The 22,443-nt window shown below is 57.6% G+C and carries 17 protein-coding genes and 1 riboswitch; of the genes, 13 read left to right on the top strand and 4 right to left on the bottom strand.

Annotation, left to right across the window (positions count from 1 at the left end):
• The first annotated feature begins 127 nt into the window (after positions 1 to 127).
• Positions 128 to 613: an Lrp/AsnC family transcriptional regulator gene (locus HDF12_RS18375; RefSeq protein WP_179585718.1), complete on the top strand. Its 486-nt coding sequence runs from the start codon at positions 128 to 130 to the stop codon at positions 611 to 613.
• A 37-nt stretch (positions 614 to 650) separates the two neighbouring features.
• Here HDF12_RS18375 and HDF12_RS18370 read toward each other — a convergent pair whose 3' ends face one another.
• On the bottom strand, positions 651 to 2,081 hold the full coding sequence (locus HDF12_RS18370; protein WP_179585716.1) for a M20/M25/M40 family metallo-hydrolase: 1,431 nt from the start codon (positions 2,079 to 2,081) through the stop codon (positions 651 to 653).
• A 352-nt stretch (positions 2,082 to 2,433) separates the two neighbouring features.
• Here HDF12_RS18370 and HDF12_RS18365 point away from each other — a divergent pair, with 352 nt between their 5' ends.
• From HDF12_RS18365 to HDF12_RS18355, 3 genes are all read left to right on the top strand, one after another.
• On the top strand, positions 2,434 to 3,822 hold the full coding sequence (locus HDF12_RS18365; protein WP_179585714.1) for a multicopper oxidase family protein: 1,389 nt from the start codon (positions 2,434 to 2,436) through the stop codon (positions 3,820 to 3,822).
• A gap of 27 nt (positions 3,823 to 3,849) precedes the next feature.
• Complete coding sequence (locus tag HDF12_RS18360) at positions 3,850 to 6,306, top strand: c-type cytochrome (protein ID WP_179585712.1); 2,457 nt, start codon at positions 3,850 to 3,852, stop codon at positions 6,304 to 6,306.
• 84 nt (positions 6,307 to 6,390) lie between these two features.
• Positions 6,391 to 7,638, top strand: a complete 1,248-nt coding sequence (locus HDF12_RS18355; protein WP_179587097.1) for an MFS transporter — start codon at positions 6,391 to 6,393, stop codon at positions 7,636 to 7,638.
• Positions 7,639 to 7,838: 200 nt separating this feature from the next.
• Here HDF12_RS18355 and HDF12_RS18350 read toward each other — a convergent pair whose 3' ends face one another.
• Both HDF12_RS18350 and HDF12_RS18345 read right to left on the bottom strand, forming a co-directional pair.
• Positions 7,839 to 8,804: a sugar phosphate isomerase/epimerase family protein gene (locus tag HDF12_RS18350; RefSeq protein WP_179585710.1), complete on the bottom strand. Its 966-nt coding sequence runs from the start codon at positions 8,802 to 8,804 to the stop codon at positions 7,839 to 7,841.
• A gap of 241 nt (positions 8,805 to 9,045) precedes the next feature.
• Positions 9,046 to 10,404: a sugar porter family MFS transporter gene (locus tag HDF12_RS18345; protein WP_179585708.1), complete on the bottom strand. Its 1,359-nt coding sequence runs from the start codon at positions 10,402 to 10,404 to the stop codon at positions 9,046 to 9,048.
• Between the two features lie 648 nt (positions 10,405 to 11,052).
• Here HDF12_RS18345 and HDF12_RS18340 point away from each other — a divergent pair.
• The 4 genes from HDF12_RS18340 (at position 11,053) to HDF12_RS18325 (ending at position 17,418) form a co-directional block, all read left to right on the top strand.
• Positions 11,053 to 11,256 (top strand): cold-shock protein, encoded by a 204-nt coding sequence (locus HDF12_RS18340; RefSeq protein ID WP_020712649.1) that lies wholly within the window; start codon positions 11,053 to 11,055, stop codon positions 11,254 to 11,256.
• A 213-nt stretch (positions 11,257 to 11,469) separates the two neighbouring features.
• Entirely contained in the window at positions 11,470 to 12,138 is a 669-nt protein-coding gene (locus tag HDF12_RS18335; protein ID WP_179585706.1) for a hypothetical protein, read from the top strand.
• A 91-nt stretch (positions 12,139 to 12,229) separates the two neighbouring features.
• Complete coding sequence (locus tag HDF12_RS18330; RefSeq protein ID WP_179585704.1) at positions 12,230 to 12,811, top strand: KdsC family phosphatase; 582 nt, start codon at positions 12,230 to 12,232, stop codon at positions 12,809 to 12,811.
• A gap of 50 nt (positions 12,812 to 12,861) precedes the next feature.
• Positions 12,862 to 17,418 (top strand): DEAD/DEAH box helicase, encoded by a 4,557-nt coding sequence (locus tag HDF12_RS18325; RefSeq protein ID WP_179585702.1) that lies wholly within the window; start codon positions 12,862 to 12,864, stop codon positions 17,416 to 17,418.
• A 407-nt stretch (positions 17,419 to 17,825) separates the two neighbouring features.
• On the opposite strand, the gene HDF12_RS18320 is transcribed toward HDF12_RS18325, so the two are convergent.
• Positions 17,826 to 17,993, bottom strand: a complete 168-nt coding sequence (locus HDF12_RS18320) for a hypothetical protein (protein ID WP_179585700.1) — start codon at positions 17,991 to 17,993, stop codon at positions 17,826 to 17,828.
• Between the two features lie 101 nt (positions 17,994 to 18,094).
• On the opposite strand from HDF12_RS18320, the gene ndk reads away from it, so the two are divergent.
• The 5 genes from ndk (at position 18,095) to HDF12_RS18295 (ending at position 22,023) form a co-directional block, all read left to right on the top strand.
• Positions 18,095 to 18,511 (top strand): nucleoside-diphosphate kinase, encoded by a 417-nt coding sequence (ndk, locus tag HDF12_RS18315; RefSeq protein ID WP_179585698.1) that lies wholly within the window; start codon positions 18,095 to 18,097, stop codon positions 18,509 to 18,511.
• A 96-nt stretch (positions 18,512 to 18,607) separates the two neighbouring features.
• A complete protein-coding gene (locus tag HDF12_RS18310) occupies positions 18,608 to 19,213 on the top strand; it encodes an HAD family hydrolase (protein WP_179585696.1) in 606 nt (201 codons plus the stop codon).
• A 291-nt stretch (positions 19,214 to 19,504) separates the two neighbouring features.
• On the top strand, positions 19,505 to 20,608 hold the full coding sequence (locus HDF12_RS18305) for an aldose epimerase family protein (RefSeq protein WP_257025724.1): 1,104 nt from the start codon (positions 19,505 to 19,507) through the stop codon (positions 20,606 to 20,608).
• A gap of 54 nt (positions 20,609 to 20,662) precedes the next feature.
• The gene (locus HDF12_RS18300) at positions 20,663 to 21,367 is read left to right on the top strand and encodes a CoA transferase subunit A (protein WP_179585694.1); all 705 of its coding nucleotides are present in this window, start codon (positions 20,663 to 20,665) and stop codon (positions 21,365 to 21,367) included.
• Positions 21,364 to 22,023 (top strand): 3-oxoacid CoA-transferase subunit B, encoded by a 660-nt coding sequence (locus tag HDF12_RS18295; RefSeq protein ID WP_179585692.1) that lies wholly within the window; start codon positions 21,364 to 21,366, stop codon positions 22,021 to 22,023. The genes HDF12_RS18300 and HDF12_RS18295 overlap by 4 nt, the downstream gene beginning before the upstream one ends.
• A 79-nt stretch (positions 22,024 to 22,102) precedes the next feature.
• A riboswitch (cobalamin riboswitch) is annotated at positions 22,103 to 22,296 on the top strand.
• The last annotated feature ends 147 nt before the right edge of the window (positions 22,297 to 22,443 follow it).

The following is a 22,443-nucleotide window of genomic DNA, read 5'->3' as shown; positions in this document are numbered from 1 at the left end:
GTAGAAGCGATCCGGAAAAGTCGAATCAATCGAACACGGCATGATCAGCGCACGATACACTCGTAACAAGTCTTTAGACAAACTGCAAATTCTGGCTCTGAATTTCGAAAACGGAGAGGCGATATCCATGGCTCATGATCTCGATCCCATCGACCACAACATCGTCCGTATGCTTGCCGAAGACGCCCGAACTTCTTACGCAGAGCTTGGCCGCAAGGTAGGTCTCTCGCCCTCCGCCGTAGCCGAACGAATCCATCAGCTCGAGAGCGCGAAGGTCATCCTCGGATACCGTGCTCTGCTCGACGAAAAAGCCTTCGGCTACTCCGTCATGGCCTTCATCCGCCTCACCTGCGACAACACCCACTACCGTCCCTTCCTCAAGTTCCTCCCCACCATCGACGCCGTTCAGGAGTGCCATCACATCACCGGCGGAGAAGCCTTTCTCATCAAAGTTCGGCTCTCCTCCATCGATCAGCTGGAGCCCCTCATCGAACGTCTGCTCCCCTACGGAATGCCCACAACCAGCATGGTCCTATCGACTCCCGTCTATCGCCAACAGGAGGCGTGGCTCCTCAGGCACGCCGGCTTCCCCTCGCGCACCAGAAAGAAATAAAGAAAGCCTCTCAAAAGAAGAACTCGTTCCCACCAGCCTATTGCGAGGTGAGCGCCTTCAGGAACAGATACTCAAACTCAACTCCGTTATAAAAATCGACGGAACGAATCCGTTCATCGCGGCCATGAGCACGGTCATCATCCCGATCCACGCCCATGCCCGAAAACCCATAACTCGGAATCCCCGCATCCATCGTATAAATACTGTCCGACGCTCCGGTCTCCATCTCGGCGATCACCGGTATCCCCGGCCACATCAACTTCACGGTCGCCTCAAGCGGCTTGAACACCACCGGCTCCAGCGGCGGCGGAGCCATCGACTTACGATCCGACCCCTTCTCCAGCACCTCGCCAGCGTTGGTGACATACTGCACCTTCAGCGTCGGATCGGCAAAGATGCGAATCAGTTCCTGGCGAATCTCCTCCTGCGAATGTCCCGGAAAGATGCGGCAGTTGACGTTCGCGACCGCACTCCCCGGCAGCGCATTCGGCGCATGACCGGCAGACATCATCGTCGCAACGCAGGTCGTATGCAGTAGCGAGTTGTAGATCATATCCTTCGACAATCGCTGCGCAGCCGCCGCATCCGGCACAGGCCCAGACACAGCGGTAAGATCCTCCGCCAGCTGTCCCTTTTCCGTCTTCGCACTGCTGGCAAAATAGACGCGCGTCACTTCATTCGTCTCCAAGGGAAACGTCGTCTTCTCCAATCGCCCCAACGCATCGGCAACATGGTAGATCGCGTTGTCAGGCCGGGGCAGGGAACTGTGTCCTCCCGGATTCGTCGCGGTCACGCGGTAGTCGGCATAGAGCTTCTCCGTCGCCTCCACTCCCATGCTCACAGCTCTGCCTTTCTCCAACTCAGGTCCGCCCGAATCCGGATTCAGCGCAAACGCGCTATCGATCAGATCGCGATGATTCTTCAACAGCCAATCCACACCGTTCGACTTTCCACCCTCTTCGTCCGCAGTCAGCGCAAGAATAATGTCGCGGTTCGGAACAAATCCCTCACGGTGCATTCGGATAAAGCTCTCGACCACCGCAGCGTCGCTGTCCTTCATATCCTGCGTTCCGCGGCCGTAAAAGTAGCCATCCTTCTCGACAAATTGAAACGGATCAGTCGTCCAATCCGAGCGTTTCGCCTCGACGACATCAATATGAGCGATGATCAGAACCGGCTTCAGCGTCGAGCCAGGTCGTCCGCGATATCGCGCCACCATGTTGCCCTTCCTATCATTCGGTCCCAGTACCACCACGTCCGCCTCCGCAAACCCGGCATCGAGCAGCCGTTTCCGCATCGCATCGGCCGCTAAGGTCGTGCTACCAATTGAGTCGGTCGTATTCGTCTCGATCAACTGTTGAAAGATGTCCCGGGCAAGCGTCTTATCGACATTCGGCAACTGGTTCGATTGAGCATAAAGCACAGGCGTCAAAACAACGGAAATCAGACAAGCAGCAATTGATCTCAAGCGGCTATCCTTGTGCGTCAAAGTGGGAGATATGGTCTTATATTCGCACACCAGCGATTCCCTCTGGAGAAATAAGAAACTGTCCAAAGGACTCCAGAGATACTAGAGACAAAAGATGCGTCATCGCGACCGGAGCCGTGCGGTCTCATCGCACGGCGGAGTGGAGACCGCGCATTGCGCCTTTGCTGGTGCTTCTTTTGCAGTACGTACAAGAGTTTTCCAAACACGTTCTAAGAGCTTCGGAACCGACGCAGAAGCACTCCCGCCGCAGCCAGACTGGACAACTCCAACCCAGACGCATATTACTCTAAGACGTCCTTGGAATAAGATCTCGAGCACGAAACGAGTCTTGATGAACCGGAGAAGTTTCTTAGCCGCAACAGGAGCAACGCTGGCACATGCTGCGGGGCCACGGATCACCTGGGGACTGGCAGCATCGGAACACTCGCCCGATTTGCGTCTGCGAATCGAGCCTTGCACTCTGGACATCGGCCACGGCGTTCAGATCAACACCGTCGCGTACAACAGTCAGATCCCGGGTCCCTTGCTCCGTTTAAAAAAGGGGAAGCCAGTGACGATCGATGTCACCAACGCTTCCAAAAATTCAGACCTCGTCCATTGGCACGGGCTCACCACTGATCCCTTGAATGACGGTGCGGTAGAAGAAGGTTCTCCGTTGATCGCACCCGGGGCGACCTTACGATATCAACTGACACCCAACCCCTCCGGCACCCGCTGGTATCACACCCATGCCATGGCCATGGGCGATCTCTCCCTCGCCGCCTACACCGGCCAGTTCGGTTTTCTTCTCGTCGACGGCGCACCTGACCCAGGCCGTCACGACAAGGAAGTCAACCTCGCAATCCGCCATTGGGGTCCTCACTTCGTCCCGATGGTCGAAACCATGCGCGCCGAATCGCAGAACATGCCACAGACCACCGGCTCCGACGTGGGCTACGATCACGCCACCATCAATGCGCACATGCTCGGCGCAGGTGAACCCATTCGCGTCAAACAAGGAGAGCGCGTTCTCTTCCGCCTTTTGAACGCAAGCGCGACAGAAAATGTGCTTCTCGCTCTCCCCGGCCATACCTTCAAGGTCATCGCCATGGACGGCAACCCTGTCCCCAATCCATACTCCGTCGAAGTGCTCTCCCTCGCGGTCGCAGAACGCGTCGATGCCATCGTCGAGATGAACTCTCCAGGCGTCTGGATTCTCGGTTCGACCCTGAAGGAGAGCCGCGACATAGGCCTGGGAGTCGTCGTCGAGTACGCCGGCAAATCCGGCGAACCCATCTGGCGCGATCCCGCTCCCGCCGAATGGGACTACACCCGCTTCGCCGCCAAAGATCCAGTCCCAGAGCCGGAGGAGACCTTCACCCTGACCTTCCGCGATGCCGGTGCGCTCAACAACTCGAAGTTCGATACCTGGACCATCAACGGCGATGCATGGCCCAACGTCAAACCACTCAAGGTCAAGCATGGCAAACGCTATCGCATGCTCTTCCGTAACGCGAGCGGCGACCAGCACCCGATCCACCTGCACCGGCACAGCTTTGAAGTCACCAGAGTCGAAGATCAGCACCTCAGCGGACTCATCAAGGACACCGTCAACGTCATGCCGCTTCAAACCGTTGCCGTAGACTTCGTCGCAGACAATCCAGGCGACTCGCTCCTGCACTGCCATCAGCAACTCCACATGGACTACGGCTTCATGCAAATCATCAAGTACACGGACTAGCCCATGGGCCCAGTGAAAAACGTGAAGATGCAAATACAAAGGTCCGTCACTGGCAATCTGGCCCCCGCTCTACTTGCGGGCGGCTTAGCATTCAGCCTTGGAAACAACGGACACCTTCTCACCGTAGCCGACGCACAGGCAAAGCACACCCCACCTCGCACGGACTGGCCAGTCTACGGCGGTCAAAGCGCAGACGATCACTACTCCGCCCTCCATCAGATCGACCGCACCAACGTCCACAAACTCAAAGTCGCATGGAGCTTCGACACCAAGGAGCCCGGCGGCCTCCAGACCAATCCGCTGATCGTCGGCCGCGTTCTCTTCGGCTTCACCCCAACGCAAAAAGTCATCGCGCTCGACGCAGCCACCGGAAAAAATCTCTGGACCTTCAGCACCGGAACCCCCGGCCTGCAACCCACACGTGGTCTCAGCTACTGGACCGACGGAACCCAAAGCATTCTCTTCGCCGGTCTTCTGAGCAACCTCTACGCGATCGATCCCGCAACCGGCAAACTCATCTCCTCCTTCGGTGACGGCGGCAAGATCGACCTCCGCAAAGATCTCAACGAAAAAGACGTCACTCAATCCTTCGCCGCCCTCACCACCCCCGGCCTCGTCTATAAAGACATGATCATCGTCGGCTTCCGCGCGCCCGAGACCGAACCTGCCCTGCACGGCGACATCCGCGCCTACGACGTCCACACCGGCAAGCTCCGCTGGATCTTCCACACCATCCCCCTTCCCGGCGAACCCGGCTACGAGACCTGGCCCAAAGACGCCTGGAAGGTCACCGGCTCCGCCAACAACTGGGCCGGCATGGCCCTCGACGAAAAGCGCGGCATCGTCTACGTCCCCACCGGCTCCGCCGTCAACGACTTCTACGGCTTCGACCGCCTCGGCGACGACCTCTACGCCAACACCCTCCTCGCTCTCGACGCCAACACCGGCCAACGCCTCTGGCACTTCCAGGGCGTTCATCACGACATATGGGACCGCGACTTCCCCTCACCGCCGTCCTTGGTCACCGTCCATTCCCACGGCAAACAGGTCGACGCCGTAGCCCAGACCACCAAGCAGGGCTACCTCTTCCTCTTCGACCGCACCAACGGCAACCCGCTCTTCCCCATCGCAGAGCACGCCTTCCCCGCCTCCACCGCCCCCGGCGAAAAAGCCTCCCTCACCCAGCCGGTCCCATCCATCCCCGCGCCCTACGCCCGCCAGTTCCTCACCGCCGACATGCTCACCACCCGCACCCCCGAAGCTCACGCCTGGGCAGCCGAACAGTTCAAATCCTTCATCAGCAACGGCATCTTTGTCCCCTTCACCGTCGACAAACAAACCGTCGTCTTCCCCGGCTTTGACGGCGGCGCCGAGTGGGGCGGCTCCGCGGTCGACATCAAAACCGGCGTCATCTACATCAACGCCAACGACATCGTCTGGACCGGCGGCCTCACCGAAAACAAACAAGGCGGCAGCCTCGGCGCCAACGTCTATCAAAGCCAATGCTCCATCTGCCACGGAGGCGACCGCAAAGGCAATCCTCCCGCCTTCCCCTCGCTCATCGACGAACAGAAACGCCTCTCCGACGCCCAGGTCACCGAGATCATCCACAACGGCAAGGGCCGCATGCCCTCCTTCCCCAACGTCGAAGCCGCTCGCCTCACCGCTGTCCTCGAATACCTGAAAACCGGCGACACCGGCGGCAGCGCCACATCCTTCACACCCAAATCCGCCAACCGCTCTGAAATAGCCGGCGCCAAGATCTACGACAAAAACTGCGCCATCTGTCACGGCGACGATCTCCTAGGCGCCCCCTCCAACTACCCCGGCCTCCTTGGCGTCCGCCTCCGTCTCACCGACCAGCAGATCCTCCAGAACATCCACACCGGAAAAGGCCGCATGCCCGCCTTCCACAAGCTCTCCGACGCCGACACCGCGGCCCTCCTCCGCTTCCTCGGCGACAGCGCCTCCCCCATGGTCGAAGCCGCCCTTACCTCCAACAACTCCTCCAAGAAGGAAGTCGAATCCGCCCTGGCCCCACCCGGCGGACTCGCCAAATATCGCTTCACCGGCTACCGCAAGTTCCTCGACCCCGACGGCTACCCCGCAGTCCAGCCGCCCTGGGGCACCCTCAACGCCATCGACCTCAACACCGGCCGCTACCTCTGGAAGATCCCCCTCGGCAACTATCCCGAACTTGCCGCCAAAGGCCTCAAAGACACCGGCAGCGAAAACTACGGCGGCCCCATCGTCACCGCCCGCGGCATCGTCTTCATCGCCGCCACCAACTTCGACCACACCATCCGCGCCTTCGACAGCCGCACCGGCGCCCTCCTCTGGCAAGGCGACCTACCCTACGCCGGCAACGCCACCCCCGCCACCTACATGGTCGACGGTCGCCAGTACGTCGTCATCGCCACCAGCAATGCACGCAACCCCAAAGGCCCTCAAGGCGCAGCCTACGTAGCCTTCGCGTTACCCTAATCCAAGTAGCGGAACAAGCAGCGGAACAAGCAAACAAGCAGCGGAACAAGCAGCGAAACAAGAAGGGAACACCCCACCGTGAACATGCAGATCCGTCTACGACTCGGCGCAATGATGTTCCTCGAGTACTTCATCTGGGGAGCGTGGTACGTCACCGTCGGCACCTGGCTCGCCTCGTCCCTCCACTTCACCGGCCAGCAAATCGGCCTCGCCGCCGGCACCACCGCCGTCGGAGCCATGATCGCCCCCTTCTTCGTCGGCCTCATCGCCGACAAGCTCTTTGCCACCCAGCGCGTCCTCGCCGGCCTCCACCTCCTTGGCGGCATCCTCCTCTTCCTCGCCTCGCAACAAATCGTCTTCAGCGCCATCTACCCGCTGCTCCTCCTCTACTGCCTCTGCTTCATGCCCACTCTCGCCCTCACCAACTCTCTCGCCTTCCGCCAGATGACCGACCCCAAGCTTGAGTTCGGACCCATCCGCGTCCTCGGCACCGCCGGTTGGATCACAGCCGGTCTTCTCGTAGGCACCCTCCGCCTCGAAGCTACCTCCCGCCCCCTGCAACTAGCCGCCGCCCTCTCCATCCTGATGGCCCTCTACTGCCTCACCCTCCCCGACACCCCACCCCTCGCCCGCGAAGGCCGCTTCTCTCTCTCCAGCATCTTCCCCCGCGAAGCCATCGCTCTCCTCCGCGAGCGCTCCATGGCCGTCTTCGCCATCGCATCCTTCCTCATCTGCATCCCGCTGCAGTTCTACTACGCCTTTACCAACCTCTTCCTCAACGAGTCAGGCGTGCACAACGCCGCAGGCAAGATGACCGGCGGCCAGATGTCCGAGCTCTTCTGCATGCTTCTCATCCCGTGGTTCTTCCGTCGCCTCGGCGTCAAATACATGCTCGTCGCCGGCATGTCCGCGTGGGTCCTCCGCTATCTTCTCTTCGCCTACGGCAACGCCGACAGCAAGGTCTGGATGTTCTGGCTCGGCATCCTTCTCCACGGAATCTGCTACGACTTCTTCTTCGTTACCGGCCAGATCTACATCGATCGCAAGGCGTCCCACGCGCTACGAGCCGCAGCCCAGGGCCTCATCACCTTCATCACTTACGGCGCAGGCATGTTCGTAGGTTCGTGGCTCTCCGGAGCAGTCGTAGAGCGCTACACCACAACTTCAGCAACCGGGTTACCGGTTCACTCCTGGCAGTCCATCTGGATTGTCGCGGCCTCAGCCTCGGCCGCGGTCCTCGTGCTCTTCCTCGTTACCTTCACTGACAAAGAAAACTCACCAGTCACAGCCGCTGAAAGCGCAGGCGCAACCCCTATCGAAGCGCCTCTCTAATTCGAAAGATATGTCCTGCCGGCCGGGCCTCCTCCGCGGAGGGCGGTCACTTCGTGACGTGTATACCGCTTCGCTCGACGCTCCCGTTGGTCGCGAGTTTGGATCTCGTGCCGACCAACGGGAGGACTACGCGAAGCTCTAAAAAGGCGTGCGAACGCCCGCCCCACGCGCAGTGGGCCCGTCCGGCAGGACACGCGCCTCTAAGCCCACCAGGCCTCCACCGGAGGCTCCTTCAGCAGCACCCGCGAAAGCATCGATATCGCCGAAGACAATCCCTCCTGCGTAGAAGCCAGAGCATCTTCATGCTCGATACTCATCACATAGTCATACCCCACGAGCCGTAGCGCAGAAGCAATCCGCTTCCACTCCAACTCGCCATGCCCCCAGCCAACCGAACGAAACAACCACGACCTCTTCGCCATCTCACGATAGCTCTTCGTATCCAGCACTCCATTCACGTTGCGCATTGCGGTATTTATCGCCACATCCTTCGCATGAAAGTGAAAGATCGCATCCCCCAGCGCAGCAATCGCCGCCGGAATATCGATCCCCTGCCACCACATATGGCTCGGGTCTAAATTGATCCCAACCGAATCGCCCACAGCCGCACGCAAACGCAGCACAGTCTCCGGGTTATACACACAAAACCCCGGATGAGCCTCCAGCGCCACCTTCACCCCAGCATCCTTGGCAAATTGCGCCGCACCCTTCCAGTAGGGAATCAGCCGCTCCTCCCACTGCCAGGCCAGCGCATCCGAAAACTCCGGAGGCCAAGCCGCTGTAATCCAGTTAGGGGTCACATCCTGCGCCGAACCACCCGGACACCCGGAAAACGTAACCACCACAGGCACATGAATCTGCTCCGCCAGCCTCACCGTCTTCCGCAGCACCTCATCGTCGCGCCCAGCGATCTCTTTCTTCGGATGCACCGGGTTTCCATGGCACGACAACGCACTGATCGTCAGCCCCGCGTCCTCCAACTTCGACCGATACGCCCGCGCCGCCTCTTTACTTGCAAGCAAAGCATCCAGATCAAGATGGCTGCTCCCCGGCCACCCACCAGTCCCAATCTCCAGCGCTTCAATCTGCGGATACTTCTTCAACTCCACCAGCAGATCATCCAACGACAACCCATTAAATATCGGTGTAAACAACCCTAACCGCATCGATAACTCTCCTTAACCCAAGAAGTCACAACCCATGCCGATTCCCAATGAAGCGTAATCGCATCGAAAACTCTCCTCAACCCCAATGAAGCGTCATCTCGACCGAAGTCGCGCGGCCTCATCGCGCGACGTAGTGGAGAGACCCCCGAATTTCGCCTTTGTTGTTGCCGTTGCCTCTCTGGTTGTCATCCCCGAAGGGGATCTGCTTTTGCTTTGCATCCACAAAGCAACCAAAAGAAAATCAAGCCGCAGGCTTCACCTTCTCATGCAAATGTTTCTGCATCGACTCCAGCGTAAACCCCTTCGTCTCCGGATACACAAACAGCACCACCAAAAACTGCACCACCATCATCACTGCAAAGAAGAAAAACGGAATCGACTTCGAATAACGAGCCAGCACCGGAAAAATGCTCGCAATCAAAGCATTTGTAATCCAGTGCGCCGACGAACCAAGACTCTGCCCCTTCGACCGAACACTCGTTGGAAACACCTCGCTGATATAAACCCAGATCACCGCCCCCTGCGAGAACGCGAAGGAGACAATATAAGCAATCAACACCGCCAGCAGAAACTGCTGATGCGACTGAGTCTGAAAGATCATCGCAGCAGCCAGAAGGCAAATCCCGCAGCCCACCGCTCCCACCAGCAGCAGCTTCTTACGTCCCACCTTGTCGATCAGCGAGACTCCAGCCAGCGTCGCCACCAGGTTCATCGCCCCAATCGCCACCGCCTGCAGGTCACTCGACACCCGGCTGAATCCCGCACTGGCAAAGATATCGTTCAGGTAGTACAGAATCGCGTTGATCCCCGTCAGTTGATTGAACATCCCAATCGAGATCGCCAGAAAGATAGGCAGACGATTCTGCGCAGAGAATAACTTCGTCGCCGACTCCAGCCTCTCCTGCCGAATCGACTCGATAATCTCCTGCACCTCTGCCTCAGAGTCAGGCGAACCCATCCGCTGCAGCGTCAGCGTAGCCTCCGCAATCCGGTTCTGCGTAATCAGCCATCGCGAACTCTGCGGAACACTCAGCAGCATGATCAGAAACAGAGCCGCCGGAACAAACGCCACTCCAATCTGCACCCTCCACTCGATCGCTCCCAACCCAAAGTGCGCCACAATCGCATTCGAGAGATACGCCAGCAGAATTCCAACCACCACGTTGATCTGAAACAGCCCCACCATCCGCCCGCGCCACTTCGCCGGCGAAAGCTCCGCAATATAGACCGGCCCCAGCACCGACGAGCCGCCAATCCCCAGGCCGCCAAGAAAACGGAAGAACAAAAATATGGTCCAACTACCCGCCAGCGCACACCCCAACGCCGAGATCACGTACAGCACCGCCATCCATCGCAGCGCCTTGCGGCTGCCCAGCTTCTGACCCAATGCCCCGCTGCCCATTGCCCCAATCACCGTCCCCCACAGCGCGATCGAAACCGTGAAGCCAAGATTCGCTGGCGACAGTTGGTACTTGTCCGTCAGAGCATGAGTAATTCCCGCGATCACAGCCGTGTCGAAGCCGAACAGCAGACCGCCAAGCGCACCGGTAATAGCGCTCTTGGCCAGAAGAAGAACGGAACTCGTCTTTGAAGTTGTCATAGGGCAATGCCTATCCTAGCCTCTGAAACCCAAAATCAGCCAAGTCTCGACCAGCCAAATTTCATGACCGAAAAATAACCAAACAAAACTTCGCCAAAGTTGGCGTATCAGTTATGTCCAATTCGCTACAATTAAGGTTAGAGATCAAAATCCAAGGGCTGCCTGTGGCGAAAGCTGCGGCAGCCTTGGCATTTAAAACGTCTACAACGGACCACAAACTCACCACGAAAGGCCAGCAAAACACCACGAATTGGCGTAGCTACTTCGCTCCTTGGAACAGCGGGAACTCGTCGCAATAGTCCGCCAACTATAACAAAACAAGTATTTTGTGCGTAACTCGCCTGGATGCAATGGTTTAGCGGCAAACCCCGCCCCTAAACCGTTGCATCCATTTCACTTACCTCCAAAATACCCAGGGGTGGGGGAGGGGTACCGACCGCGCCACGAGGAGAAAAAAATTGGAAACCGCATCAAGCGCAAGTCCAACCGTCACAGAATATGCCATGAAAGACCACATATCGACCTTCGAAAACCCGCTTCAGCCTCTTTCCCCGAAGAAACCTGTAACCTTATTGATTGAAATTCGCTCACATCCTGCTACCCTTATAACTAATGGCGAAATATCGCCTTATGAAAGTAGGACGCATCATGGCAAACGGAACAGTGAAATGGTTCAACGACGCAAAAGGTTTTGGCTTCATCACCCCGGAAGACGGTGGAGAGGATCTCTTCGCGCATTACTCTGCAATTAACTCCAGCGGCTTCAAGTCCCTCCAGGAAGGCCAGCGCGTAACGTTTGATATCACCACTGGCCCCAAGGGCAAGCAGGCTGCAAACATCCAGCCCGCCTAACCCCACCCATCTCCGCGGAAGCTGCCGAACCAAGCTGCGCAGTTCCGTGCCCAACAAAGCTACATAAGGGTTGCAATGGCCGCTTGGCGTCTATTGCAGCCCTTCGCAATTCACCCTCCACCCCCGCCACGCGCCGTACAACTATCGAGTGATTCAGTACCTCATTGGTAACTGCTAAGTTACCTGCACTGCGATCCAGCAGGAGGTCTCCCCATGACTCGAATGCAGCAAATCTCCCTCCTCCTTGCCCTCATCCCCCCAACCGTTACCTTCGCTGCCACCGTTCCCCAGACCATCCTTCCCGATAACGTAATCACCTGTCAGCCCAACGCAAATTGTGTCAGCAAGAAGCTTAACGGTCGTAACTATAAGGTGATCAACTCCCCGCGCTTCACGGTCATGGTCTCCATCTCTAAAGAGGGTCCCTACACCCGCGCCGACGTCAGCATCGCCAACAACACCGTCATGCCCCAGAATGTGACCCCGGAAGACTTTCGCGTTGAGGTTATCACCCCAAAGCCCAAGGTACTGCTCTACGTCTCTCCCAATGACGTAAAGGATCTTCCTTCGGCCCCCACCCCGCAATCTCCGACATCCCCAACGCCTCAACTCGGCTCCTCTTTGCTTCCCCGACAAGTTGCCACATCATCGACCGGTCCGGGCGACTCACAAGACCCCAACCCCGAGCAATTCGACGCAGAAGCAAAAAATAGAGCCGCCGACCAAGCCGCTAGCGAACATCCCCTCGAGCCAACGTCCCTCTCTCCTAACGAAGTTACTAGCGGCCGCGTCTACTTCGAGCGTGTCAAGCACGAGCAACTTGTAAATATCGTCCTGCCAATCGCTGGTCTGGTATTCGAATTTCCCTACAACATGAAATAAGCAGGAGGCTGACCATCCCGCTGAATCCAGGAACAACTGCGAGGATATCTGTGTCTGACTTGATCGTGGCCCGCCAAGCTATGATCAAGCCATGACCGCCGACGCCCGAGCGAAAAATATCAAGGTTCTAATCTTCGACGTAGATGGAGTTTTAACAGACGGACAGATCTTCGTCATCCCAAACTCAGAAGGCCATGGGATCGAAGCGAAAGGCTTTTCTGCCCACGACGGACTCGGAATCTCCCTTGGCCGTCTCGGCGGCCTCCGCATCGGAATCATCACCAAGCGTCAATCTCAGACTGTAGCCATTCGCGCCCATGACCTCAAGCTGGAGTTCATCTACCAGGGCCAATCCCACAAGATGAACGCAATCAATGAAATCCTTGAAAAGACCCGCTGCACGCTCGAGCAGCTGGCCTACGTTGGTGACGACATTATTGACCTCCCGGTCATGCGCCGGTGCGGCCTTGCCATCGCCACTGCAAATGCTCGCCAGCAGGTAAAATCCGTAGCTCACTTTGTTACTCCGAATCCCGGAGGGTTTGGAGCCGGTCGGGACGCCATTGACTTCATCCTCTCGGCTCAGGGAACTCTTGAAAAAGTGATCGAGCAGTACCTCGATGAATCGAGCACTGCAGCTGCCGCCTCCGATGTCGGCACTGGCAATATGTAGATAACAAAGGGCGAATAAAGAACGAATAAAAACCGCGCTACAATCAGCGAATGTCGTTGGAAGTCCCTCAATCGCTCTCTTGGGCGCATCCCATCACGGCCGAGTGGTTTCTCTCCAAATTCGGCAGCCCCACCGAGCCTCAGACCTATGGTTGGCCTAGCATTCTTGGTGGCAATGCCACCCTCATCTCAGCTCCGACCGGGTCAGGAAAGACCCTCGCTGCGTTCTTAGTCTGTATCGATCAGCTTCTGCGGCAATCGATCTCCGGCCAACTGGTCCCCTGCACGCAGGTTGTTTACGTTAGCCCCCTCAAAGCCCTCTCCAACGACATTCAGAAAAATCTCGACGGTCCACTCGCCGAGATTCAACAACTGGCAATGCAGCGCGGTTATCTTTGTCCCGAGATCCGCACCGGCGTCCGGACAGGCGACACGCTTCCAAAAGAACGCGCTGCGATGCTCCGCAATCCGCCTCACATTCTTGTCACTACGCCCGAATCTCTCTACATCCTCCTCACCGCCGGCAAGAGCAGGGAACACCTACGTCGCGTTCGAACAGTTATTGTCGACGAAATCCATGCGGTAGCCGACGACAAACGCGGCGCTCACCTGGCTCTATCACTCGAACGCCTCGACGCTCTCGTTACCGGCGAAAATCGTCTCAGCCCCGGTCAGTTCCTCACTGGCCTCGCCGCGCGCCCCCAGAGAATCGGTCTCTCAGCCACGCAGAATCCCATAGAACTTGTGGCCAGCTTTCTCACCGGCATCCACGAAGACCGCGAACCCGCCACTGTCGTACAGGTAGGTCAGCGCCGCGAACTCGACATCGCGATTGAAGTCCCCAGCGACGAACTTAGTTCCGTTACCCACAACGGCATGTGGGAAGAGATCTTCGACAAACTCGCCGCTCACGCTCAAAATCACCGATCAACCCTGGTCTTCGTCAACACCCGCCGCCTCGTCGAAAAGATCGCTTTTGAGCTCGCTACCCGCATCGGCCCTGAGCACGTCGCAGCACACCACGGCTCGCTCTCCCGCACCCTCCGGCTCGACGCCGAGCAGCGCCTCAAGAACGGTCAAATCAAAATCCTCATAGCCACTGCATCTTTGGAGCTTGGCATCGACATCGGCGACATCGACCTTGTCTGCCAGATCAGTACTACCCGATCAGTCGCCGTTGCCATGCAGCGTGTAGGGCGTGCCGGCCACTGGCGCGGAGCCATCCCCAAAGGCCGCCTCTTCGCCACCACGCGTGACGATCTCCTCGAACAAGCCGCTCTCGTCAGAAAGATGCGATCCGGCGAACTGGATCAGTTACAAATTCCTCCGCAGCCTGCCGACGTCCTCATGCAGCAGATCGTCGCAGCCTGCGGAGCGGAGCCCTGGGAGGAAGACGCCCTCTACAACACACTCCGCCGCGCCTATCCGTACCGCAACCTCACACGACAAGCCTTCGACGATCTCCTCATCCTCCTAACCGAGGGCATCGAATCCACCCGAGGCCGTTATGGCGCCTACATCCTCCGCGACGGCGTTCAACATCATCTCCACCCTCGCCGCGGTGCACGGATGATTGCCATCTCCAACGGCGGCGCTATACCTGATACAGCTCTCTACAGCGTTATCCTCCAACCCGAGGGTGTCCAGATCGCGACCTTGGATGAGCACTTCGCCGTCGACTCCAGCCCCGGCGACGTCGTTCTACTCGGCACCTCAAGCTGGCGCATCCAGCGCGTCGAGGCAACCGGTCGCGTCCTCGTCGAAGATGCACATGGCGCACCTCCCAGCTTGCCGTTCTGGGAAGGCGAGGCCCCGCAGCGGACCGCTATCCTCTCGGACGGCGTCGGCGAGCTTCGCGAACAAATCTCCGCACTTACCTCCAACCTAACCCCCGGATACCTCTCTCCCGCACAACCCGAAGTCGCCGCCGCATCCGCCTGGCTAATGCAGGAGTGCGGCGTCTGCGCCAGCGCGGCCCAGCAACTCATCGCCTACATCGTCATCGGCCGCGCCGCCCTCGGAGCTGTTCCCTCCAAAACCACCATCATCGCCGAACGTTTCTTCGATGACGGCGGCGGCATGCAACTCATCCTGCACGCTCCCTTCGGTGGCCGAATCAACAAAGCCTGGGGGCTTGCCCTACGCAAACGGTTCTGCCGAGGCTTCAACTTCGAGCTACAAGCCGCCGCCACAGACAACGGCATCAATATCTCCCTCGCCGAGCAACACAGCTTCCCTCTCGGCGATGTCTTCCAGTTCCTCACCGAACACACAGCGAAGGAACTTCTGGAGCAAGCCTCCATCGCGTCCCCCATCTTCAAGAATCGCTGGCGTTGGGCCGCTGGCCGCAGCCTGCAGCTACTCCGCTTCTCAAAAGGCAAACGCATCGCCCCCCAGATCCAGCGCACCCGTTCGGAAGATCTTATGGCATCGGTCTTCCCACAGGCTGCCGCCTGCTTCGAGACCATCGTCGGCGATATCCAGATACCAAACCACCCGCTCGTCAACGAGGTCATGCAGGACGTCCTCCAGGAAGCGATGGACCTTGAGGGTCTCATCGAGGTTCTTCGCGGAATAAAGGACGGCACCATCTGTTGTCTCGCTGTTGACACGCCAACCCCCTCTCAGTTCGCTCACGAACTCCTCAACGCCAATCCCTACGCTTACCTCGACGAAGCCGGTCTCGAAGAGCGCCGCGCCCGCGCCATCTCACTCGGCCGAAACCTCCCGGACCAACCCGGCAAGCTGGACCCTGCCGCAATCGCAGCCATCCGTAAAGAGATATGGCCCGACCTCCGCGACGAAAACGAGCTCCACGACCTCCTCCACTCCCTCATCGCCCTCCCGCTCACGGTTATCGACCGCGAAGAATCTCGTCACTGGCCCGTCTTCTACGAACGCCTGACACAAAGAGGCCGCGCCCAAACCCTCGACCTAAATGGAACGACCTGCTGGGTCGCCACCGAACGCCTCCCCTACATCGCTGTCCTCAATCCGCTCCGAGACGAATCTCGACTTACCCAGGATGGGTCATTTCGACCACTTTCTGATGCGTCATCTCGACTTACCCAGGATGCGTCATCTCGACCGGAGCAGCAGACGGTTTCATCGTCTGCTGCGGAGTGGAGAGACCCCCGCATTTCGTTTGAGACGGAACAAATCTCCGCCTCGGAGCCAAATGCGACCAACCCAGTTACAAAAAAAGAATCCATCCAGAAATTAGTTCGAGGCTGGTTACAAATTATCGGCCCCACTACAGCCAGCGCCTTCGCAAGCACGCTCCACCTAGACCCTGCCGCCATCTTCCAGGCCTTCCTCACAATGGAGATGCAAGGCCTGCTAATGCGTGGTGCTTTCGAATATCCCGCTAAAACGGAAGACCACGATATTGAGTGGTGCGAACGCCGCATTCTCCAACGTATCCACCGCCGAACCGTGGCAACTCTCCGCAAGCAGGTCGAGCCAGTCACGCCCGCGGTCTACATGCGCTGGCTCCTCACTTGGCAACACCTTGCCCCTCAAACGCAGCTCTCAGGCGAAGAGGGAGTCTTGGAAGCTCTTCGTCAACTGGAGGGCTTCGAAGCTCCTGCCGTCGAATGGGAGCGTACCCTCCTTCCCTCTCGCGTCGCGAACTATGACCCTCGCTGGCTCGACGCCCTCTGTCTCTCCGGAGCAGTAGGCTGGGGTCGAATCTCGCCTCATCCAGCATGGTCTTCAGGAGACGGAGCTGCCCCACGCCGCGTCATTCCCACCAACGCCGCACCCATCACCTTCTTCATTCGCGAAACCGCGGACTGGCTCCCTCACGCCCTGGCACAACAGTGCGTTCAAGACGACAAGCTCGCCGCGGCCCTCAGCCCCGCAGCTCTGCAACTTCGAACCCTTCTCCAGCAACGCGGTGCCTGCTTCGCCAACGATATCCAGCGCATCTCTAACCTCACTCGACAGCAAACGCAGCAGGCTCTGTGGGAGCTCGCCACCGCGGGCCTCGCAGCCGCAGACGGCTTCGACCAGCTTCGTGCCTGCATGGATCCCCGCCGTAAATCCATCACCACCGAAACCTCCGCCGGGCGCACTGCACGCAGTTCGGCTGGCAGATGGTCACTGCTCACCGCAGAGCTTCACGCCGCGCCCACAGCGATCGAGCAGGCTCACCGCACCGAAGCCGCTCTGGAATCCTTCGCCCGCCAACTTCTAAATCGTTACGGCGTTCTATTTCGCGACCTGCTCCTCGGCGAATCCAACGCTCCCAGATGGCGAGATCTTCTCAATACCCTTCGGCGTCTCGAAGCCCGCGGCGAGATCCGCGGCGGTCGTTTCCTCTCCGGCTTCCGTGGCGAGCAATACGCACTCCCTGAGGCTGTCGAATCCATTCGCACCTCCCGCACTCGCGAGTGCAGTGCGATCATCGCAGTAGCCGCCGCCGACCCGATGAACCTCGCCGGTGTCGTCATCCCAGGGGATCGTGTTCCCGCTGTTCCCGGAAGACAAGTCCTTTATTCCAACGGTAGGTTGCACTCGGAAACCTGCGAGCAGAGGGTCGTCGACACCGTCATAGGCGTTCCCCCCTATGCGCCGCCGGGCTATCCCGTCTCTCCTTTGCTCTAAGTCAGCGATCCAAACTCAAAAACATCTTCACTTTCACCGCCTGCCACTTGCGAGATGGCTCTTCGCGGCCCACTTCGATTGTCAACCCCTCTATCCATGTAAGATAATTGTAATCAATCACATCCGCTTGGCGTATTAGTTATGGTCAATCCGATATACTGAGTAAATAGGGAAGAGTTGCCAGGAGTCTCCAAAATCTTATGACGGTTAAACGCAACGAAAGCGCGTAACCCCTTTGCCTGGACGTATTTAGCTGTAACCCCTTCAGAATGACTATTTTGCAAATATGACTATTTTGTAAGTAACTGATATAAAATGGTTTGCGCGAAAATACCCCGGGGGAGGGGTGGGGTACCCTCATGGGCATGAGGAAGCCCCAATCGCATAGAACGAGCCCACCTGCCTCTTCAAGTCTGACGGCGATAAAAAAGCCCGGCGGTGAAGAAAACAATCGCGACCATCAGAGCGAGGCGCGCATGAAGAATGTTATGCAGCCGCAGACTGAGGAGTGCGTCCGCAAGCCACGCGGCGAAGCCCAAAAACCATATCCAAGCTGTCTTTTGGAACATCCGCATGCATCCATGCTCCGGGGAGAAGTTGCAGCCAAGGTCGAACAGGCGCGGTTCGCTGGCCTTGTTCTACACTAAGTAATAGAGACTCACCTAGGAGAAATACGTTGTCACAGCGCACTTTCAGCATCATCAAGCCGGACGCCGTTCGTAAGGGCTACTCCGCAGCTATCCTGGCCGAGATTGAAAAGGCAGGGTTTAAGATTGTTTCGATCAAACGGCTTTCGATTTCGAAGGAGCAGGCAGAAGGCTTCTACCATGTCCACGCGGCGCGGCCGTTCTTCGGTGAACTGACGGAGTTCATGTCGAGCGGGCCCATCTTCCCGATGGTACTTGAGAAGGACAACGCGATCGCCGATCTGCGCAAGCTGATGGGCGCGACTAACCCTGCCCAGGCCGAGGAAGGGACTATCCGTAAGAAGTTCGCCTCGTCAATTGGAGAGAATGCGATCCACGGCTCGGATGCCGAAGACACTGCGGCCTTTGAGATTGGGTACTTTTTTGCCGGTCACGAACTGAAATAGTTAATTCGATTTAGACAAGCCGGCGGCGGGTGAGACCACAAGTTCTGGTCGCACCCGCCGCCGCTGATCTTTGCACGCACGGATAAGGAGTGATTGATGGGGGTTGAATTGCCGAAGTTGACGCTGCCGAAAGGGACTTTCAAGGCCTACCTGTTTGATTGTGATGGGACCATTGTCAATTCGATGCCGCTGCACTATGTGGCGTGGAAGAGGGTTCTGGCGGAATGGAACTGCGAGTTTGGAGAGCAGACGTTCTATGCGTGGGGTGGAATGCCTGTAGCAGAGATTATCGCCACCCTCAATGTACGCGACGGTTTGGCGATGCCAGTGGAGGAAGTGGCAAAGCGCAAGGAAGCACTATACTTCGAGATTCTTCCCGAGCTGAAGGCGGTGCCAGAGGTGCTGGAGCATATCGAGTTTAGCCACGGACACATCCCGTTTGCTGTGGTATCTGGCAGTACCCGAGACTCTGTAACGGCTTCACTGGAGGTGCTGGGACTTCTGGACAAATTCGAAACGCTGGTCTGTGCGGGAGACTATGAGCAAAGCAAACCCGATCCAGAGCCGTTTCTGCTTGCGGCAAAGCGGTTGGGAGTGAAGCCCGAGGACTGCCTTGTCTTCGAGGATACGGAGATGGGAATTCAGGCGGCGACGGCCGCTGGTATGGCTTCGGTGAAGGTGTTGCAGCCATGGGAGTGGTAGAAGTCTCTTGTGGTCGCCCGGCTATTGATTAGGTTCTTTCAAAGATGTTTTGCGGAAGCTACAACTTGTTCGATGATCTCGACCCAAGCGTTTCGTCAGCACTCGGTGAGCTTATGTGATCGGTCCGGATGGCCGATGCTCTTCCCTTCCTGTAGTGGACTCGATGTCCCATCTTATCGCTGTTTCGCGGTGCTTCACGTATAGTGGCGGAGGTCGCTGGAGCGAGCAATATCTCGCTGCAAACAGACCGCATAAAGGATGCTAGGCTCGAAAATGGCGAGGAGAGTGACGATGAGATGGCTAAAGATTATGCTGCTTAGCATGACAACTGCGATGGCTGCACACGGCTCGGTGACGAAGACCCCATTTGGGACAACACCCGATGGCACGGCAGTGGATCTTTACACGCTGAAGAGCGAAGGCATCGAGGCAAGCATTATGACCTTCGGAGCTCGCGTGGTTTCGATCAAGACGCCAGATCGCGACGGCAAAATCGCTGATGTGGTCCTGGGCTACAGCGCGTTGGATGGCTATCTTGCGGATAAGTCGACATACTTTGGTGCGATCGTGGGACGATATGGGAATCGCATCGCGTTCGGAAAGTTTTCACTGGATGGCCATCAGTACCAGATCCCAACGAATAACGGCGCCAACTCGCTGCATGGTGGCACGGTAGGTTTCGATCGTCTGGTGTGGACAGGGCGAGCTATTGCGGACGGAGTGGAGATGACATTGGTGAGCAAGGACGGCGACCAGGGATATCCGGGAACGCTGACGGTACACGTACGATACACGGTTCATCACGGCGCATTGCGCATCGACTATAGCTCCTCGACCGATAAAGATACCGTGATTAATCTGACCAATCACTCGTACTTCAACCTTTCAGGCGATCCGAAGAAGACCATTCTTGACGAGCAGATTATGATTCCGGCAGATCAATACACGCCGGTGAACTTAAGTCAGATCCCTACGGGAGAGCTGGCTTCGGTGGAGGGCACACCGTTTGATTTTCGTAAGTCTACGGTTATTGGTGCACGGATCAACGACGACAATGAACAGCTGAAAATCGGCGGTGGCTATGATCACAACTGGGTCCTGCGCGGCAAGAATGGTGAGGTGAAGACAGCGGCTCGAGTCTACGATCCTTCGAGTGGACGTGTTCTGACCGTGACGACAACTGAGCCTGGAGTGCAGTTTTATACCGGCAATTCACTCAATGGTGCCGCGTATGGCAGCGCGCAGCAGAGCAATGCGAAGAACACCGCTCTCTGTCTCGAAACGCAGCACTTTCCCGATTCACCGAATCATCCTTCCTTTCCGACCACGGAGTTGAAGCCGGGCGAGATGCTTCACAGCACGACGACCTTTACTTTTTCGACGCAAACCAAATAACGATTCGCCCCAACGAGGCGTGTACTCTTCCGCCGCACGTGAGGTTTTTATCCGATGAATAAAGTCGTTCGGACTGCAGACGACGCTGTGGTCGATATTGCGCCAGGTTCTACGATAATGCTTGGCGGCTTTGGGCTTTGCGGGATCCCAGAGAACCTGATCGCCGCCTTAGTGAAGCGCAGGATTACCGGACTGCATACGATCAGCAACAACATGGGCGTTGACGGCTTTGGAATGGGGTTGATGTTGGAGGCCGGTATGATCGCCTCGCATATCGGCAGCTACGTAGGCGAAAACCGTCGGTTGGAGGCCCTGGTATTAAAGGGAGAGCTGGATCTAACCCTGATTCCGCAAGGGACGCTCGCGGAACGGATTCGCGCAGGTGGCGCAGGTATCCCGGCGTTCTATGTGCCGACAGGTCTAGGTACGGTTGTGGCCGAGGGCAAAGAAATACGCAAGATTGGCGACAGAACTTATGTACTTGAGCAGGCGCTTGATGCAGACGTTGCACTGATCAAAGCTTGGAAGGGAGACCGGTTGGGGAATCTGGTCTATCGGAAGACGGCGAGAAACTTTAATCCGGCGATGGCGACTGCCGCCAAGCTAACCATCGCCGAGGTCGAGGTGCTGGTCGAGCCGGGTGAGCTTGATCCGGACCACATCGTTACTCCAGGAATTTATGTAAACCGCATTGTGGTCGGGGCGGCATATCGAAAACCAATTGAGTCGAAGTTTATTCAATCCGGAGGTGCGTTGTGACAGGCAAGGAGCGGATTGCACGGCGGATTGCACGAGAGTTTCAAGATGGGTTTTATGTAAATCTAGGCATTGGACTTCCAACGATGATTGCAGGATATGTGCCTGCGGGTATCGATGTAATGTTTCAGTCGGAAAATGGAATGCTGGGTGTTGGTGCGCCTCCGACCGATGAGTGCGCTGACCCTGACCTTATCAATGCAGGCAAGCAGCCCGTTACGGAACTTCCGGGGTGTTCATTTTTCTCGAGTGAGGAATCGTTCGCGATGATTCGCGGTGGACACATGGATATGAGCATCCTTGGGGCGATGCAGGTAGATGAGCATGGCAACCTTGCGAACTGGACGATTCCGGGAAAGATGGTTAAGGGTATGGGGGGCGCGATGGATCTGGTGGCGGGGGCGCGTCGGGTGATTGTTGCGATGGAGCATCAGACCAAGGATGGAGCTTCAAGGATTTTGAAAGAATGCACGCTGCCGCTGACTGGACAAAGTGTTGTGCATGATATAGTCACGGAGCTTTGCTGGATTCGCGTGACGGCGGAAGGACTAGTGTTGACTGAGGTCGCAGAGGGGATGGACGTCAACGAGGTGAAGGCGCGGACCGACGCGAAGCTACTAGTTTCGCCAGATATGCGAGTGATGACCGTTAAAGCGTGATGCACACGTTTGGTGTCGGATCTGCCGGCTCATCGTTAGCGCTTACACGAGCCCGACAATTTAGCGAATTCATTGTGGTATAACGAAGGCTGTCTCGGGTGCCCACCAGGGCATAACAGGGAAGTCCGGTGAAGAGCCGGCGCGGTTCCGCCACTGTAAGTGAGGAAAGCTGCTTTAAAGTACCACTCGGCCGATGGCTGGGGAAGGTAAAGCGGCGTGCAGATCATCCTGCAACCTCCAAGCCAGGAGACCTACCCGAGAGTAACCGGCAGACTTCTGCGGAGAACATGAAGATGCATGATCGTTATTTTCATACCGTTGCTCATTTGGGTTTTCTGCCTCGAACCTGCCGCCGTGGCATCAGAAAGAGGTGCGAACCTTGACTGATATGCATCGGCAACGCGTAGTACGAGCGGATGG

The organism is Tunturiibacter gelidiferens, from assembly GCF_013410115.1.
Taxonomy (GTDB): Bacteria; Acidobacteriota; Terriglobia; order Terriglobales; family Acidobacteriaceae; genus Edaphobacter; species Edaphobacter gelidiferens.
This window is presented reverse-complemented; position numbering and strand designations above follow the sequence as displayed.